This is a genomic window from Hyphobacterium sp. CCMP332, from assembly GCF_014323565.1.
In the GTDB taxonomy this organism is placed as follows: Bacteria; Pseudomonadota; Alphaproteobacteria; order Caulobacterales; family Maricaulaceae; genus Hyphobacterium.
Map to the genome: position 1 here is coordinate 933,373 of NZ_CP058669.1, position 15,151 is coordinate 948,523.

General features: G+C 57.7%; 14 protein-coding genes and 1 tRNA gene. 8 read left to right on the forward strand and 7 right to left on the reverse strand.

All coding sequences use genetic code 11. The annotated features are described in order from the left end of the window. Position 1: 1 nt before the first annotated feature. The 6 genes from HXX25_RS04740 to hflX all read left to right on the forward strand — a co-directional run bounded on the left by HXX25_RS04740 (position 2) and on the right by hflX (position 6,769). Positions 2-1,405: a sigma-54 dependent transcriptional regulator gene (locus HXX25_RS04740; RefSeq protein ID WP_187167360.1), complete on the forward strand. Its 1,404-nt coding sequence runs from the start codon at positions 2-4 to the stop codon at positions 1,403-1,405. A 12-nt stretch (positions 1,406-1,417) separates the two neighbouring features. Beyond that, positions 1,418-2,791, forward strand: coding sequence for a Trk system potassium transporter TrkA (gene trkA / locus HXX25_RS04745; RefSeq protein WP_187167361.1), 1,374 nt, complete (start codon positions 1,418-1,420; stop codon positions 2,789-2,791). A gap of 93 nt (positions 2,792-2,884) precedes the next feature. After that, the gene (locus HXX25_RS04750) at positions 2,885-4,210 is read left to right on the forward strand and encodes a TrkH family potassium uptake protein (RefSeq protein ID WP_187167362.1); all 1,326 of its coding nucleotides are present in this window, start codon (positions 2,885-2,887) and stop codon (positions 4,208-4,210) included. Positions 4,211-4,215: 5 nt separating this feature from the next. After that, positions 4,216-5,139: a D-amino-acid transaminase gene (locus HXX25_RS04755; protein ID WP_187167363.1), complete on the forward strand. Its 924-nt coding sequence runs from the start codon at positions 4,216-4,218 to the stop codon at positions 5,137-5,139. Between the two features lie 44 nt (positions 5,140-5,183). Next, positions 5,184-5,444: an RNA chaperone Hfq gene (hfq, locus tag HXX25_RS04760; RefSeq protein ID WP_109260329.1), complete on the forward strand. Its 261-nt coding sequence runs from the start codon at positions 5,184-5,186 to the stop codon at positions 5,442-5,444. After that, positions 5,441-6,769, forward strand: a complete 1,329-nt coding sequence (hflX, locus tag HXX25_RS04765) for a GTPase HflX (protein WP_187167364.1) — start codon at positions 5,441-5,443, stop codon at positions 6,767-6,769. Before hfq ends, hflX begins: the two co-directional genes overlap by 4 nt. Here hflX and mazG read toward each other — a convergent pair. From mazG to HXX25_RS04800, 7 genes are all read right to left on the reverse strand, one after another. Continuing rightward, on the reverse strand, positions 6,766-7,563 hold the full coding sequence (gene mazG, locus HXX25_RS04770) for a nucleoside triphosphate pyrophosphohydrolase (RefSeq protein ID WP_187167365.1): 798 nt from the start codon (positions 7,561-7,563) through the stop codon (positions 6,766-6,768). The two genes, hflX and mazG, sit on opposite strands and share 4 nt — an antisense overlap. 80 nt (positions 7,564-7,643) lie before the next feature. Then, on the reverse strand, positions 7,644-8,486 hold the full coding sequence (locus HXX25_RS04775) for an MBL fold metallo-hydrolase (protein WP_187167366.1): 843 nt from the start codon (positions 8,484-8,486) through the stop codon (positions 7,644-7,646). Beyond that, positions 8,483-9,268, reverse strand: a complete 786-nt coding sequence (locus tag HXX25_RS04780; RefSeq protein WP_187167367.1) for a TatD family hydrolase — start codon at positions 9,266-9,268, stop codon at positions 8,483-8,485. Before HXX25_RS04780 ends, HXX25_RS04775 begins: the two co-directional genes overlap by 4 nt. 2 nt (positions 9,269-9,270) lie before the next feature. Beyond that, positions 9,271-10,278: a DNA polymerase III subunit delta' gene (locus HXX25_RS04785; RefSeq protein ID WP_187167368.1), complete on the reverse strand. Its 1,008-nt coding sequence runs from the start codon at positions 10,276-10,278 to the stop codon at positions 9,271-9,273. Further along, on the reverse strand, positions 10,271-10,903 hold the full coding sequence (gene tmk / locus HXX25_RS04790) for a dTMP kinase (RefSeq protein WP_187167369.1): 633 nt from the start codon (positions 10,901-10,903) through the stop codon (positions 10,271-10,273). Before tmk ends, HXX25_RS04785 begins: the two co-directional genes overlap by 8 nt. Beyond that, on the reverse strand, positions 10,903-12,042 hold the full coding sequence (locus HXX25_RS04795) for a D-alanyl-D-alanine carboxypeptidase family protein (RefSeq protein WP_187167370.1): 1,140 nt from the start codon (positions 12,040-12,042) through the stop codon (positions 10,903-10,905). The genes tmk and HXX25_RS04795 overlap by 1 nt, the downstream gene beginning before the upstream one ends. Positions 12,043-12,118: 76 nt before the next feature. Next, the gene (locus HXX25_RS04800; RefSeq protein WP_187167371.1) at positions 12,119-12,964 is read right to left on the reverse strand and encodes a septal ring lytic transglycosylase RlpA family protein; all 846 of its coding nucleotides are present in this window, start codon (positions 12,962-12,964) and stop codon (positions 12,119-12,121) included. Positions 12,965-13,083: 119 nt separating this feature from the next. Here HXX25_RS04800 and HXX25_RS04805 point away from each other — a divergent pair. Further along, a tRNA-Ser gene (locus HXX25_RS04805) sits at positions 13,084-13,171 on the forward strand. A gap of 520 nt (positions 13,172-13,691) precedes the next feature. Continuing rightward, positions 13,692-15,043, forward strand: a protein-coding gene (locus tag HXX25_RS04810; RefSeq protein WP_187167372.1) for an IS3 family transposase whose coding sequence is annotated in 2 segments (ribosomal slippage) — positions 13,692-14,028 and positions 14,028-15,043 — 1,353 coding nt in all. Because the reading frame shifts where the segments join, the coding sequence is not laid out codon by codon here. The last annotated feature ends 108 nt before the right edge of the window (positions 15,044-15,151 follow it).

Genomic DNA, 15,151 nt, shown 5'->3' on the forward strand with positions numbered 1-15,151 from the left:
CATGGCGAACGACATCCTCATCGTAGATGATGAAGAAGATATCCGCGATCTGGTTTCCGGATTGCTCGAAGATGAAGGCTATCAGGCCCGCGAGGCGGCAAATGCCGACGACGCGCTGGCGGCTATCCGCACCCGCAAACCATCACTGGTCATTCTTGACGTCTGGCTGCAAGGCAGCCGGCTCGACGGAATCGAATTGCTGGGCGAAATGAAGAAAGTCGACCCGGAATTGCCGGTCATCGTCATTTCGGGCCATGGCACGATCGAAACGGCTGTCGCGGCGATCCGCAAGGGAGCGTACGATTTCATCGAGAAGCCGTTCAAGAGCGATAAACTCATTCTGACAATCGAGCGGGCTATGGAAGCCAGCCAACTCCGCCGGGAAAACGCCGAACTCAGGGCGAGGGGGCCGGGTGAGCCTGAACTGGTTGGGAAATCCGGTCCGATTTCGCAACTGCGGCAAATGATCGATCGCGTTGGCCCCACCAATAGCCGGGTTCTGATTTCTGGTCCGGCCGGCAGCGGCAAGGAAGTCGTGGCCCGCCTGATCCATGCAAAGTCACCCCGGGCCAAAGCGCCATTCATTGCCGTCAATGCCGCGGGGATGGAGCCGGACCGTGTCGAGGAAGAATTGTTCGGCTCGGAAACAGATCAGGGTCTTGTTTCACAAATCGGTCTTCTGGAACGCGCGCACGGCGGCACGCTATTCTTCGACGAAATCGGCGATATGCCGGTGGCAACGCAGAACAAGCTTCTGAGAATGCTGGTCGATTCCAGCTTCCGCCGTCTGGGCGGCGGCGCAGACGTCAAGATCAATGTGCGCGTGATTTCATCCTCATCCCGAAACCTGCGCGATCACATATCTGCCGGTCTGTTCCGTGAGGATCTCTATCACCGCCTGGCAGTTGTCCCGGTCGATGTTCCCGGATTGTCGGAGCGGCGCGAGGACATTCCGCTTCTGGTGGAGCACTTCCTGTCCCGGATCACCAGCTATTCCGGCCTGACCAAGCGCGCGATCGGTGAAGATGCGATGGCCGCCCTGCAGGCGCATGACTGGCCGGGAAATGTCCGTCAGCTCCGCAATAATGTGGAACGCCTTTTAATTCTCAGTTCCGGAAATGAAGACGGGCCGATTACGCTTGATTCGTTACCATCCGAGGTTGCCGGACGTGAGACCGATGATAGTGGCTTTGATGCCGAGCGGATGATTGCTCTGCCGCTTCGTGATGCGCGCGAGAAATTCGAGCGCGAATACCTGAAATCACAGATAAACCGCTTTGGTGGCAACATTTCCAGGACCGCCGCCTTTATCGGCATGGAGCGCTCGGCCTTGCATCGCAAGCTGAAGTCTTTAGGGGTAAACACCTCTGAGGCCCGCTCTGATGGCGAGCTCACCGACGAATAAGGATTACAGGCCATGAAGGCTGTCGTTTGTGGGGCCGGGCGCGTTGGGTATGGCATAGCCAAAGCCCTTTCCCGTGAAGGTAATGCGGTCACCGTTGTCGACTGGTCGCAGGAATTGATTTCCCAGATCACGACGGATCTCGATGTGCGCGGCATTGTCGGGCATGGCTCGCACCCTGAAGCCCTTGAGCGGGCGGGGGCGGCAGATGCCGAGCTGATCGTCGCCGTGACGCATTCTGACGAAACCAACATGGTCGCCTGCCAGGTGGCGCACTCACTGTTCAAGACCCCGATGCGGATTGCCCGGGTGAGGGCGCAAGCCTATCTGGACCCGGCCTGGAGAGGCCTGTTTTCAACCGGCAATCTTCCGATTGACGTGGTGATTTCACCCGAACTGGAAGTGGGCCGAGCCATTCTCCAGCGAGTCGAAACACCGGGCGCCTTTTCAACGGCGCTTTTTGCCGGAGGCCGGGTGCAATTGCTCGGTATCCGTATGGATGAGGAGAGCCCGGTTGCCGGGTCCTCGATAGAACAGATTCGCGAGATTTTTCCTGATCTTCGCTTGTCGCTTTGCGGCGTCAATCGCGATGGCAAACTCTTTATTCCGACCGTAGCCGATCCATTGCTCGCGGAGGACGAAATTTACATTTCCATCGAGCCGTCCATGCTGGAGCGGGCTTTGCAGATCTTTGGTCAGAAGACCGACAAGGTGCGCCGTGTCGTCATCATCGGCGCGGGTAATATCGGGGTTTATGTCGCCCAGGCGCTGGAGCGTATCGGCCGGGTCAAGGTGCGCCTCATCGAAGCGGACAAGAAGCGCGCCGAGATTGCCGCAGATCAGCTCAAGAAAACGGTCGTTCTTCATGGTGATGGCCTGACACCGGATTTGCTGCGGGAGGCAGGAGCGGATCGCGCGGAACTCGTCGTTTGCGTGACCAATGATGACAAGGTGAACCTGTTGACGTCGGTCATGGCGAAGCGCGAAGGGACCGGCCGGTCTATCTGCCTGGTGAACGAGCAGGCCTTCGAATCCCTTCGTGAACCGCTGGAAGTTGATGCGTTTATCGACCCGCGAACGACAACGGTTTCAACGATCCTCCAGCATATCCGCCGGGGCCGGATTACCGGGCTTCAGTCCATTGCCGGCGGTCTGGCCGAAGCGCTGGAAGGCGTCATCCTCGCAACATCACCACTTCTGGGTAAGTCCATCGATGATCTGGAATTGCCGGACAATGTGACGATCGGTGCACTGGTGCAGGCCGGAAAAATCTACATGCCGGGGGAGGGGGCGATCGTGAAGGAAGGCGATCGGATGCTGTTGTTCGCGGAATCAGCAGCCGTCTCCAAGGTCGAACGCCTGTTCCGCGTCAGTCTGGATTATTTCTAGGCCACAATGCGCTCACTCGGATTCCTCAGGCCATTGGGTCAGACATGGACTGCGCTGGCGTTCGTTATTTTTCTCATAGCCTTAATGACGCTGATGACGCAGTCATGGCTGGCCGCCAGGGCGTTTATGATTACTGCGGCAATGCTGGGATTTGCCGGCGGCCTGATCTGGTCCGCATCGGCCGGTGTCAAGCTGGTGGCGCGGGCCGTCGAGGCCTCGGCCTATGTGATGGCGCTATGGATTCTCACGCCGGTCTTCCTGATCGTCCCCTTTTTGCTGCTGTCGCCGGAATTGAATTATCTCGAAGCGCTTTTTGAATCCTTCTCGGCGTTCACAACAACAGGCGCCATTCTGATCGCCCCGGAAAGCATTCCCGACACACTGATATTCTGGCGATGCCTGCTGAGCTTTATTGGTGGATATCTGACGCTTTTGACCGCGGCCGGCGTTCTGGCGGCCTTCGACAAGGCCGGGCTCGAATTGCGAAAATCGATATTGCTGACGGTGAGCAAGGAAAACATATTCTCCAACCTGCATGTTGCAGCACAACGAATTGCCCTGATTTATTGTGGCCTCACGGCGGTCGGTTTTCTTTGCCTTCTCGCCTCCGGCGTACCTGCATTCGAGGCCTTGTGTCTGGCCTTTTCCGGCATTTCAACCGGTGGGTATACCGTTTCTTCCGGTTCGCTGGACGGTCAGATCAGCGGACTGGCCATTCTGGTCATGGCAGGGCTGACCTTTATCGGCGCGACCAATATCGCCTATCTTCGCAATCTGATATCGCGCCGGGAGGCCCGGCTCGACGTTGAACCACTGGCCATGATCGCAACAATCGCGGCGTTGGCTCTGCTTTTCTATATCGGCACGCCCCATGATACCGGCGCGCATCACGTTGTCGCCGATGCCATATTCGTTGTCTCTACGGCCGGATTTACGGCATCCAATTCTGCCGGGCATGTTCCGCTTGCCGCGGTTCTCGCGGCAATGGTCGGCGGGGCCGTCGCCTCCACTGCAGGCGGGCTGAAAATATCAAGGCTGGTCATTCTATCGCGCACGGCATTGGTCGAGCTGGCCCGCATGGCGCATCCGTCAGGTATCGTTTCTGTCAAATACCGGGGGCGGACAACAGATAACCCGGCCATGCTGGCACTCTGGACGACTGTACTGGGCTATATCGGGCTGGTGGCCATCGGGGTCGTCCTTCTGGCGCTTTCGGGCGAACCCTTCGAAGGCGCATGGAGCGCCGCTGCCACGGCTATTGCCAATGCCGGCCCGTTGCATGATCAATTATCGCCTGACCACGCTTGGGCTGATTTATCGCCCGTATCACTCGGGATCACAGTTGTGCTCATGGTGCTGGGTCGTCTTGAAGTTCTGGCCGGCCTGGCGGCCATTGCGTCTCTCTTCCGAAGGTTCTGATTTCCATGTCACGCATCGCTTACGTCAACGGGCGCCTTGTACCCCACAGAAACGCCCGGATTCACATTGAAGACCGAGGAAATCAGTTTGCGGATGCAGTCTATGAAGTCTGGGGCGTAAGAGATGGTGCGCTCATGGATTTTGAAGGGCATTTGACCCGTCTGGCGCGGTCTCTCGGCGAGCTCCATATCCGCCCTCCCATGTCGGATGCGGCTTTGAGCGCGGTGGTCAGCCGCATGGTGGAGATCAATCATATCCGAAATGGCCTGATTTATTTGCAGATATCCCGAGGACAGGCCCGTCGGGATCATGTTTTTCCGCCTGCAAATACCCGTCCGGGAATCATGATCACTGCAAAAGCTCTGAATGCGCAAAAGGCCGAAGCCCGGGCGCAAAAAGGCATTGCTGTCATCACCCGGCCGGACATTCGTTGGGGGCGGCGCGATATCAAATCCGTCTCCCTTCTGCCGAACGTGCTCGCCAAACAGGCCGCCGCCGAAGCCGGAGCGGGCGAGTGCTGGCTCGTTGATCCGGATGGCTTCGTGACGGAGGCATCCTCCTCCAATGCCTGGATTGTGACCAAGGACGATGTTCTGGTAACGCGGGCGGCCAGTCAGGACATCCTGAATGGTATCACCCGGCGGACACTCTTTGCGCTGGCCGAAAACGCCGGCCTCAAAACCGAGGAACGTGCCTTTACGGTTGCGGAAGCTCAATCGGCGCGCGAAGCCTTTGTCACATCTGCCTCGGCATTTGTGACGCCGGTCGTCGAAATTGACGGAAAACCCGTTGGCAATGGTCATCCGGGAAGCTTTTCCTTGCAGCTTCGCGCAACTTATGTTGCAACTGCGAAAGAGCGAGCACGCAAGCCAGTGCGAAGACAATCCGTCTGGCTGGTTGCACCTCGGGGCGAACGCCTTGTAAATTAGACAATCGGTTCGAGAAAAAGAACAAGAATAATTGGAGCAGGCCAATGTCGGGCGAACGTAAAAGCAATAATCTGCAAGATGTCTTCCTTAATTCCGTACGGAAGACAAAAACGCCTCTGACCATTTTTCTGGTCAATGGCGTCAAACTCCAGGGCGTGGTGACCTGGTTTGACAATTTCTGCCTGCTCCTTCGCCGGGATGGCCAGTCCCAGCTTGTCTACAAGCATGCGATCTCGACCATCATGCCATCCGCACCGGTCAGCCTGTTTGAGGCAGAGCAGGACGATGAGGACAGCGAAGATTGATCGAAACCGAAACTCCCGCTGACAAGGCTATCGTTATTCGCGCCCGTCTGGGCGCCGAGGACCCGGAAGAAACAGCACGACTGGAAGAAGCTACAGGTCTGGCCGGGGCGCTGGGCCTCGATGTGATTGAATCGACGTTTGCGCCGGTCCGTAAGATTGATCCCGGCCGCTTCTTCGGACGCGGAAAGCTGGATGAAATCGGTACGCATATTCAGGAGATAGGCGCCAGTGTCGCCATTGTTGACGCCTCCCTGTCACCCGTTCAGCAGCGCAATCTCGAAAAAGCCTGGAAGGTCAAGGTTGTCGACCGGACGGGCTTGATCCTTGAAATATTCGGGCTGCGCGCGCGCACGAAGGAAGGCCGCTTGCAGGTCGAGCTGGCCAGACTGGCCTATGAACGCTCGCGACTGGTCCGGACCTGGACCCACCTGGAGCGTCAGCGCGGCGGGCAGGGTTTCATGGGCGGACCGGGGGAAACCCAGATTGAGGCGGACCGCCGAATTCTGGCCGACAAGATGGGGCGGTTGCGCCGCGAACTCGAGGAAGTGCGCCGGACACGGGCCCTGCATCGAAAATCACGACAGGTCGCGCCATATCCCATGGTGGCCATCGTCGGCTACACCAATGCCGGCAAATCCACCCTGTTCAACCGCATTACGGGGGCCAGTGTCTTTGCCAAGGACATGCCGTTTGCGACACTGGACACGACCATACGCGGCTTCAGGACGCCGGCCGGCACACAATTGCTCCTGTCCGATACGGTGGGCTTCATCACCGATCTGCCAACGGAACTGGTCGCGGCCTTCCGCGCCACCCTAGAAGAAGTCAGAGAGGCCGACATCATCATTCATGTGCTGGATGTTTCGGCGGTTGATTTCGAGACGCGCCGCCGTGAAGTGGAAGCCATCCTCGACGCGATTGATGCCGGCAGCGAACATGATCAACCGGTGATCGAGGTCTTCAACAAGATCGACCTCTGGCAAGCGGACCAGGATCTGGACCCGGACAGTCTCGCTGATCTGCCGCGCAAGAGTGACGACTCGCTCTGCGCCATTTCGCTTTCGGCGCAAACGGGTGAGGGCATAGATCGCCTTCTGCACGCCATTGATCGTGCGATGGCCGACAAATCCGTGGTTCTGGCCGTAAAGGCAGGCGTAAAGGACCAGCGCGCGCTCGCATGGTTACACCAGCACGGCGCTGTCCTGTCTGAAACTATAGACGATGAGGGTGTGACCACAGCCCATGCGCGGCTTTCACCGGAAGAAGCAGGGCGGTTTGCGTCCCAGTTTCCCGAACTGGCGCCGAATTTCGAGGACGCCAGCTAGCGGTTTTCCTCGTCCTTGGCCTCGACCCACAGGGCTTCCATATCATCAAGGCTGGTCTTGCGAATATCACGGGCCTGCGCTTTCAACGTCTTTTCAATATACCGGAAGCGCCGTTCGAATTTGGCGTTGGCACGGCGTAAAGCGGCTTCGCTATCGACTTTCAATTTACGCGCCAAATTTGTGCAAACAAACAATAAATCTCCGATCTCATCCTCGATTTTATCGGAATCGTTCAAATCAATGGCTTCGCGAACCTCGGCCAGCTCCTCATCGACTTTTTCCAGAACCCGGCTGGCATCCGGCCAGTCAAACCCGACGGTTGCAGCGCGTTTTTGAAGCTTCTGGGCGCGTTTCAATCCGGGCAGGGCGAGGGGAACATCATCCAGCAAACTATCCGATCCGGTCTTTTCCTTGCGCTCGGTCGCTTTCAGGCGCTCCCAATCCAGTGTTTGCGCTTCCTGATCGGCATAGGATTTATCACCGAAAACATGCGGATGACGGCTGATCATCTTGTCGGATATGGCGTTGGCGACGTCATCCAGATCAAATAATCCGGCTTCCTCGGCCATGCGGGCGTGAAATACGACCTGCAGCAGGAGATCACCCAGCTCGTTCTTCAGCTCCGCCATATCGCCGCGACGGATCGCGTCATCGACTTCATAGGCTTCTTCGATCGTATAGGGTGCGACTGTTTCGAACGTCTGTTCGAGATCCCAGGGGCATCCGCCATCGGGATCGCGAAGACGCTCCATGATACTGCGGAGACGCTCGAGGGGAGCTTCAGGTTCCGTCATTTGGTTTCCATTCCCTTATGGCCGTTAAACGCATAATGTATATTATGAGACATATTGTATCCCGTTTATATCATTGTGGTTTATCCGCATGAACCATCCAATCGCATGCAAAGCCCGTCATGGGCCGGCATAACCCCTTCTGGCAATTTTGACGCCAGGACATCATGGTCCAGATCAACATGCAGATTTGTCAGAATGCCCTGACCTGCATTCGCACGAGCGAGCCACGCCAACGCATCGTCGACACTGGCATGGGTCGGATGCGGCGTCTCACGCAAGGCATCGACAATCCAGACCGGCACGTCCTGCAGAACGTCGAATGCGGCGTCTGGCACAGCGCTGACATCCGGTGAATATGCAAAGGGTCCGAACCGGAAGCCGGCTGCGGTTATGCCGCCATGCTGAAGCCGCACCATACGCATCGGAAAAGGCCCGCCGGGTCCATCGATATGAAAGATCTCACCTTCAGCCGGAATCTCGCAGGCTTCGAGGATCGACGGATATGGTGAACCCGGCTTCGACTCGAAGACATATCTGAAGCGCGATGTCAGGCTGGCCGCTGTTTCCGGAATCATCCAGACCGGCAGGCGCTTCCGGGCGCGCAGCACATAAGGCCGCAAATCATCAATGCCGTGGGTCTGGTCGGCATGATCATGCGTATAGACGACGGCATCCAGCCGCTTCACGCCCGCAGATAACATCTGCTCGCGAAAGTCCGGCGATGTATCAATCACCGAAACCGTACGATCGCCGGATTCAAATAGCTTATGTGTTTCAGCATATTCTACCAGAATACTACAGCGCCGCCGCCGGTTTTTAGGGTTGGCGGGGTTGCACGCGCCCCAATCCCCGTCCGGACGCGGGACGCCGCCAGACGATCCACATCCCAGAATCGTCACCTGCCACACCGCCGCAAGGGTCATAGCGGACGTTCCACTTTGGAAAACAGCCGGAAAAATGCCTCTGTCGTGCGGGTTTCGCCTTCCTCTTTGGTCCAGCCAAGTGTTTCGCAGACGCCGGCGAGCACATCTGGCAGGAATGACGGCTCATTTCGGCGGCCGCGATGCGGCATCGGCGCGAGATACGGACAATCGGTCTCGATGATCAACCGGTCGACAGGAACATGATCGCGGAATACACGGCGCACATCCTCGGCCTTCTTAAATGTGATAATTCCGGAGGCCGCAAAGTAGGCCCCGAGCGCCGCGCCGCGGCGCGCCAGTTCGGGTCCTCCAGTATAGCAATGGAGCAAGGCCCGGAAAGCCCCCCTCCCCATTTCCTCCTCCAGCAGGTCCGCCATTTCCGCATCGGCCTCCCGTGTGTGCAGGATCAGGGGCAGATCCGTACGCCGCGCCGCATCAATATGAGCTCGTAGACTTTGAAACTGTTCCTCTCGCGGGCTGTAACCATAATGGAAATCCAGCCCCGTTTCGCCGATTCCGATCACTTTGGGATGCGAGGCGATCTCTATGAGCTCGTCGGCACATATATCGGGCCGGTCTTTCGCGTGATGCGGATGCGCCCCTATGGTGCACCAGATATCGTCATGGGCTTCCGCGATTGCAGAAACCGCTTCAAAATCAGCCAGTCGGCAGCAAATCGCGATCATGCCCCGCACACCGGCAGATCGGGCGCGATCCAGAACATCTGGCAGATCCTCGGCGAATGTCTCACCGTGCAGATTGGTGTGGCTATCAATCAGCATGTTCAAAGACGACTGGCGCGCGCGGCGCTTTCCATATGGGCGAAGGCCGCCAATGCCGCCTGCTTGGCGTCGAGATAGACGCCTTCCGCCTCTGATTCCAGACCCTGAATAGCCTTCCACGCATCAAGCCATGGCTCGGGCGCAACGCCATTCTGGGCAGCTTCCCTGGCCAGCCGCGCCGCATTACGGGTCAATGAGGCATAGAGATGCGGACGCAGGGATTCCCCTGCCTTTGTCGAGACTTTCGCCGCCAAACGCCGCGAAGCGCGTGTGTCCCAATTGGGAAGGCGCCCTAAAAGGTCGCGCACATCCTTTTCCAGACCGACAGCCCCGGATTGGAGCAGCGCCAGGGCGCGTCCCGGCGCGCCGGCCGCCAGTTCAGACGCCGCTTGGGCCTCTGCGACAGAAACACCATGCCCGTCGACCAGCCAGTCCCGCGTCGCTACCACCGACGGCGCACGCAGATCCAGTTGCCGGCAGCGCGACCGGATTGTCGGTAAAAGCCGTCCGGGTGAATGAGTCACCAGAAGTAGCAATCCGCGCTTTGGAGGCTCTTCCAGAGTCTTCAGCAAACCATTGGCCGCGTTGCGATTGAACTCATCCATGGAATCGACAATGACGATCCGCCAACCGTCTTCCCCACCGCTGCGGGAAAAGAAATCGGGGACACGGCGGACTTCATCAATGGTCACCTCGCCGCGCCAGCGCTTGCGCTTGTCGTCCCAGGGACGGCGAATGGTCAGAAGATTTGGGTGCGCCTGTGCCCTCACCTTTTGCCGGGCAGAGGCGGCATCGCTCGATCCGGCCAGAAGCGACATTGCCGCCTTGTAGGCGAAACTGGCTTTGCCCACCCCCTTTGGCCCTGTAATCATCCAGGCATGGTGAAGGCGGCCATATTGCTGGGCCGTATCAAACTGCGCCATCGCTGTGTCATGACCGAACAGATGTTCAATCTCTCGCGGCGGAGCGCATCCGGCTTCACAATCGGGCTCGAGATCGGGACTAGTCATCCTTCAACCGCTCCAGCAGGGCCTGTAATGCGGCATCGGCCACATCGCCGGGGTCGTTCTGACCATTCAGCGTCACAAAGCGATCCGGTTCTTCGGCGGCCAATCGATGAAAACAGGCCCGCAATCGCTCGTGGAAGGCCAGCGCCTTGGATTCAAACCGGACCTCCAGCCCCAGACGGTCACGCGTGCGATTCAGACCGGTCTCGGGCGGGATATCAACCAGCAAGGTCAGGGCCGGCTGAAAGTCGTTCAGGGCCAATCGGTGCAAGGCTTTCAATCGATCCAGCTCGATCCCGCCAGCGGCGCCCTGATACGCCATGGTGGAATCGGCAAACCGGTCCGAAATCACGATCGCGCCACGTGCGATGGCCGGTTGAATGACTTTCTCGACATGGTCGACGCGGGCCGCATAAAAGAGCAAGGCCTCGGTCATCGCTGACCAGCGCTCTGTGTCGCCCTTGACCAGCAAGGCGCGAATTTCCTCGGCACCTAGCGTGCCTCCGGGTTCCCGCGTCAGCACCACTTCACGGCCCCGTCTGATCAGCTCTGCTTGCAGGGCCCGCGCGAGTGTGGACTTTCCGGCCCCCTCACCGCCCTCCAGTGTGACGAACAGACCCTTTGGCATCAATTTCCGCCAAACAAACTGCCCAGCCCTGCGAGGGCACGACCGACCATGCCCTGCTTGGCAATGTCTTCAGCGGCTTCCAGATCATAGCTCCGCGTGTCGATGCCCGGGCCTGATACTTCCAGGCGGGCAACCACATCACCTTCCGCAATCGGGGCGGCAATGGGTCCGGGATAAACGACTTCGGCCCGCAAAACATCGCGTGACCGCGTATGAATTCCGACCTGAACATCGTCATTCAGGCGCAAAGAGACGGTTTCGGCCTGTCCCAGAAAAACGTCCGCTTCGCCTACAATCGCACCCGCCACGGCCAGGTCCACAACCTCGAAATCCGCCAGAGCTGCACGCATCAGGCGCTCGCCTTCATTGGCGCGGGCGCGTTCGCTTTCCATCCCGTTATAAACGACAATACGGCGGACGCCGTCGCGTTCTCCCGAGGCCACAAGGCCATATCCGCTATCCTGCGTATGGCCGGTTTTCAGGCCGTCGACCTCGTTCATGGTCGCCAGCAACGGGTTGCGATTGAACTGGCGGATACCGTTATATGTAAATTCCCGCTCGGAATAAATTTCGTAAAAATCTGCGTGGTCTCGTATAATGATGGCCGCCAGACGGGCCAGATCGGCAGCACTGATCACCTGATCAGGATGCGGCCAACCAGTCGAATTGGCAAAGCTCGCACTCGACAGGCCGAGCTCGTGCGCCCGCGCCGTCATATCAGCAGCAAAGGCCGCCTCGGAGCCCGAGATAGCCTCCGCAATGACGATGCACGCATCATTACCCGACTGGATAATAATACCCCGAAGCAAATCCTCGACGCGAACACGAGAATTGACTTCAAGAAACATGGTTGAAGATCCCGAAGCAGCGCCGCCCGTGCGCCAAGCATGCTCAGAGACCGGCAATTCGTCATCAAGCGATAATGCACCACGATCAATGGCTTCAAATGCCATCAATATTGTCATCAGCTTGGACATGGATGCCGGCGGCATCGGCTCTTCACCATTGTGATTGAAGAGGATTTCGCCGGTTTCGTAATCAAGGATCACGGCATGACTGGCAGTGGTCTGAAATTCCTGTGCCTGCGCCAGAGGCGTAAAGCAGATCAGGCAGAATAAAATGAATGCGCGCACGAGCATTTCTCCATCGCGGAATCAGACAGCCGGTCGATAGCCGTGATTGAAACGCGATGCCGCTCTGGCCGCAAGCCTGCTGTCAGTTCAATGCAACGACACGCGCATCGTAAACGCCAAAGCGTGTCAGGTCACGGCTCAGGGAATCAGCTTCCGACCGCGGCAGATCATCGCCCACAAATACACGATATATCCGCCGCCCGGCCGACCGGGCACCTTCAATCCGGACATCACCCGCCGCTGCCAGACGCCGGCGCATGGCTTCAGCATTCTCGCGTTCGGAGAACGCGCCTGCCTGAACGCGATAGCGCGCGCCGGGATCGTTTGCCGCATAAATTCGTGACTGGGCAACCGTTCCCGCCGGGGCAACGCCTTCGGGCGGACCCAGGTATCGAACCCGTACCCGGGTCAGTCCCTGCGACAGGAAGCCGAGCTCTATCGCAGCGGCCCGGCTGACATCCAGAATGCGATCATCCGCAAACGGCCCGCGATCATTCAGTCGCAATACCGCCGTGCGGCCATTTTCCAGATTGGTGACTTCGATCATGGCGGGAATCGGCAAGGTCGTATGCGCAGCAGAAAGCGCATTCTGATCAAATATTTCGCCATTGGCCGTCGGCAGGCCGTGAAAATTTGGCCCATACCAGGACGAAATGCCGATTTCGTCATAATCATCGTCGCGGGCAGGCACATAGGTGCGCCCGGCGATTGTGTAGGGACGTCCGATTTTCTGCTCGCCACTGCCGCTACTCCAGGCGCTGCCCCCTCCTCCGGAACTTGTATTCGCGGAGGATGTGGATCGGCTGGGCGGCGACGAAACATCTATGCCGCGCACGATGTAGGACGCCGGTGCAGACGAACACGCGCTCAGCACCAGCGAACAGAGCATGACCGCAATCACAACCGAAGACCTGGCTGAAAACACCACAGCACCTCTCCTGCGCCTGGAAAACCGGGGCAGTTTTTACCGGAAAGGAGTGAAACAAGTGTAAGCATAAGCAGGTTGCCATTTACCAGCCTCCCCAGCTAAGAGGAAACATCATCTGCGGAGGGGTGGCAGAGTGGTCGATTGCGGCGGTCTTGAAAACCGTTGAGCCGCGAGGTTCCGGGGGTTCGAATCCCTCCCCCTCCGCCAGATGATTTAAAATAAGTTATAAGATATAATGAGTTATAGGAAAGTGGGTTTGTTTTCTTTCGTTTTACCCACCAATACACCCACCAATTCTAATTGACGCCGTTCCAAATTAATTCTCAGAAGTAAGCGATGGTTGGTGGTACCGTCGGGCAGTGGCTACAAAAACAGGGTAAAAATGGCGCTAAAGCATTGTTTCTGCGTTAGGCGGTTGCTTGCGATATATTCTTACTTTCTACCTCGGTACTTACTGCAGTATCCCTTCACTGGAGCATCTTCCAGACATGGGCCGGTCGTAAAAGTTGCTCGCCCGGTTGCATTAAGCGGATAATTTTCACCAACTTCCGGGGACAATAGTGACATAAGCTCAAAGATTGAGATGTCGTCTAAGTTCCAAAAATCATCCAAACTCAATTTTAAGATCAATCAAATTGAATTTGTTCCCCGTCAGCACCTATGGCACAGAATTGGGGTTGTGATTTAAGGAGGATTTGGTTCTCGTCGTAATGACGAAGGAATGAAGATGAGACCCAAATCTACAAAGTCCAAAAAGCCTGCAGATCGTGTGGTAAAGGACATCCGCCGGGCAACGCGGCGACACTTCTCTGCAGAAGACAAGATCAGGATCGTGCTGGAAGGTCTGCGTGGTGACGACAGCGTTGCCGAGCTATGCCGCAAGGAAGGCATTGCGCAGAGCCTGTATTACACATGGTCGAAGGAGTTCATGGAGGCTGGCAAGCGCCGGCTTGCCGGTGACACGGCACGTGCCGCCACCAGCGATGAGGTCAAGGACCTGCGCCATCAGGCGCGTGATCTCAAAGAATGCGTGGCTGATCTGACGCTGGAGAACCGTCTACTCAAAAAAAGCATTCTCGCGGATGGGGGAGACGGCGCATGAGATATCCTGCAGCTGAGAAGCTCGAGATCATCAGGCTCGTCGAGCAGTCCCACTTGCCTGCCAAGGTCACGCTTGAGAGGCTGAGTATAGCGCGGCGAACTTTCTATCGCTGGTATGACCGGTATCTGGAAGGTGGGCCCGAAGCGTTGGCGGACCGGCCATCGACGCCGAGCAGGGTGTGGAACCGCATCCCCGCCGAGGTGCATGACCAGATTATCGAACTGGCGTTGGAGCAGACCGAGCTGAGCCCGCGCGAACTGGCCGTGCGGTTCACTGATGAGACGCGTTACTTCGTGTCTGAGGCCACGGTCTACCGCTTGCTGAAGGCCCATGATCTGATTACCAGCCCGGCCTATGTGGTGATCAAGGCTGCCGATAGCTTCCATACCCAGACGACCCGGGTGAACGAGATGTGGCAGACAGACTTTACCTACTTCAAGATCATCGGATGGGGTTGGATGTATCTGTCGACCGTACTCGACGATTACTCGCGCTACATCATCGCCTGGAAGCTGTGTTCGACCATGCGCGCCGAGGACGTCACCGACACGCTGGACATGGCGCTCGCTGCTTCAGGCTGCGATCATGCCAACGTGGTTCACAAGCCGCGCCTGCTCAGCGACAACGGCCCGAGCTACATCGCTGGTGAGCTGGCAGACTATATCGAGGCCCGGCGCATGAGCCATGTTCGCGGCGCACCCTTCCATCCCCAGACGCAAGGCAAGATCGAGCGTTGGCACCAGACCTTGAAGAACCGCATTCTACTGGAAAACTACTTCCTGCCCGGCGACCTCGAAGCCCAGATCGAAGCGTTCGTCGAACACTACAATCATCAACGCTACCACGAGAGCCTGAACAATGTGACACCTGCCGACGCCTACTTCGGCAGGGCTCCTGCCATCATCAAACAACGTGAAAGGATCAAGCGACAGACACTTGAACATCGGCGCTTGCAACACTGCAAGATCGCCGCCTAATATCAATCAACCAGACGAGGCCGATGCTCCACTAATCTACGATGCCATCTGTGCCAAATGTTCTGACGACGGACACGCCGTGAATTTTGAAAAAAAAAAGGCCGCTCC

Coding starts and splice junctions, on each gene's coding strand:
- HXX25_RS04740 (WP_187167360.1), top strand. CDS start 2: ATGGCGAACGACATCCTCATCGTAGATGATGAAGAAGATATCCGCGAT.
- HXX25_RS04795 (WP_187167370.1), bottom strand. CDS start 12,042: ATGCTCGTGCGCGCATTCATTTTATTCTGCCTGATCTGCTTTACGCCT.
- mazG (WP_187167365.1), bottom strand. CDS start 7,563: ATGACGGAACCTGAAGCTCCCCTCGAGCGTCTCCGCAGTATCATGGAG.
- tmk (WP_187167369.1), bottom strand. CDS start 10,903: ATGCCAAAGGGTCTGTTCGTCACACTGGAGGGCGGTGAGGGGGCCGGA.
- HXX25_RS04750 (WP_187167362.1), top strand. CDS start 2,885: ATGACGCAGTCATGGCTGGCCGCCAGGGCGTTTATGATTACTGCGGCA.
- HXX25_RS04785 (WP_187167368.1), bottom strand. CDS start 10,278: ATGACTAGTCCCGATCTCGAGCCCGATTGTGAAGCCGGATGCGCTCCG.
- HXX25_RS04775 (WP_187167366.1), bottom strand. CDS start 8,486: ATGACCCTTGCGGCGGTGTGGCAGGTGACGATTCTGGGATGTGGATCG.
- HXX25_RS04780 (WP_187167367.1), bottom strand. CDS start 9,268: ATGCTGATTGATAGCCACACCAATCTGCACGGTGAGACATTCGCCGAG.
- HXX25_RS04755 (WP_187167363.1), top strand. CDS start 4,216: ATGTCACGCATCGCTTACGTCAACGGGCGCCTTGTACCCCACAGAAAC.
- trkA (WP_187167361.1), top strand. CDS start 1,418: ATGAAGGCTGTCGTTTGTGGGGCCGGGCGCGTTGGGTATGGCATAGCC.
- hfq (WP_109260329.1), top strand. CDS start 5,184: ATGTCGGGCGAACGTAAAAGCAATAATCTGCAAGATGTCTTCCTTAAT.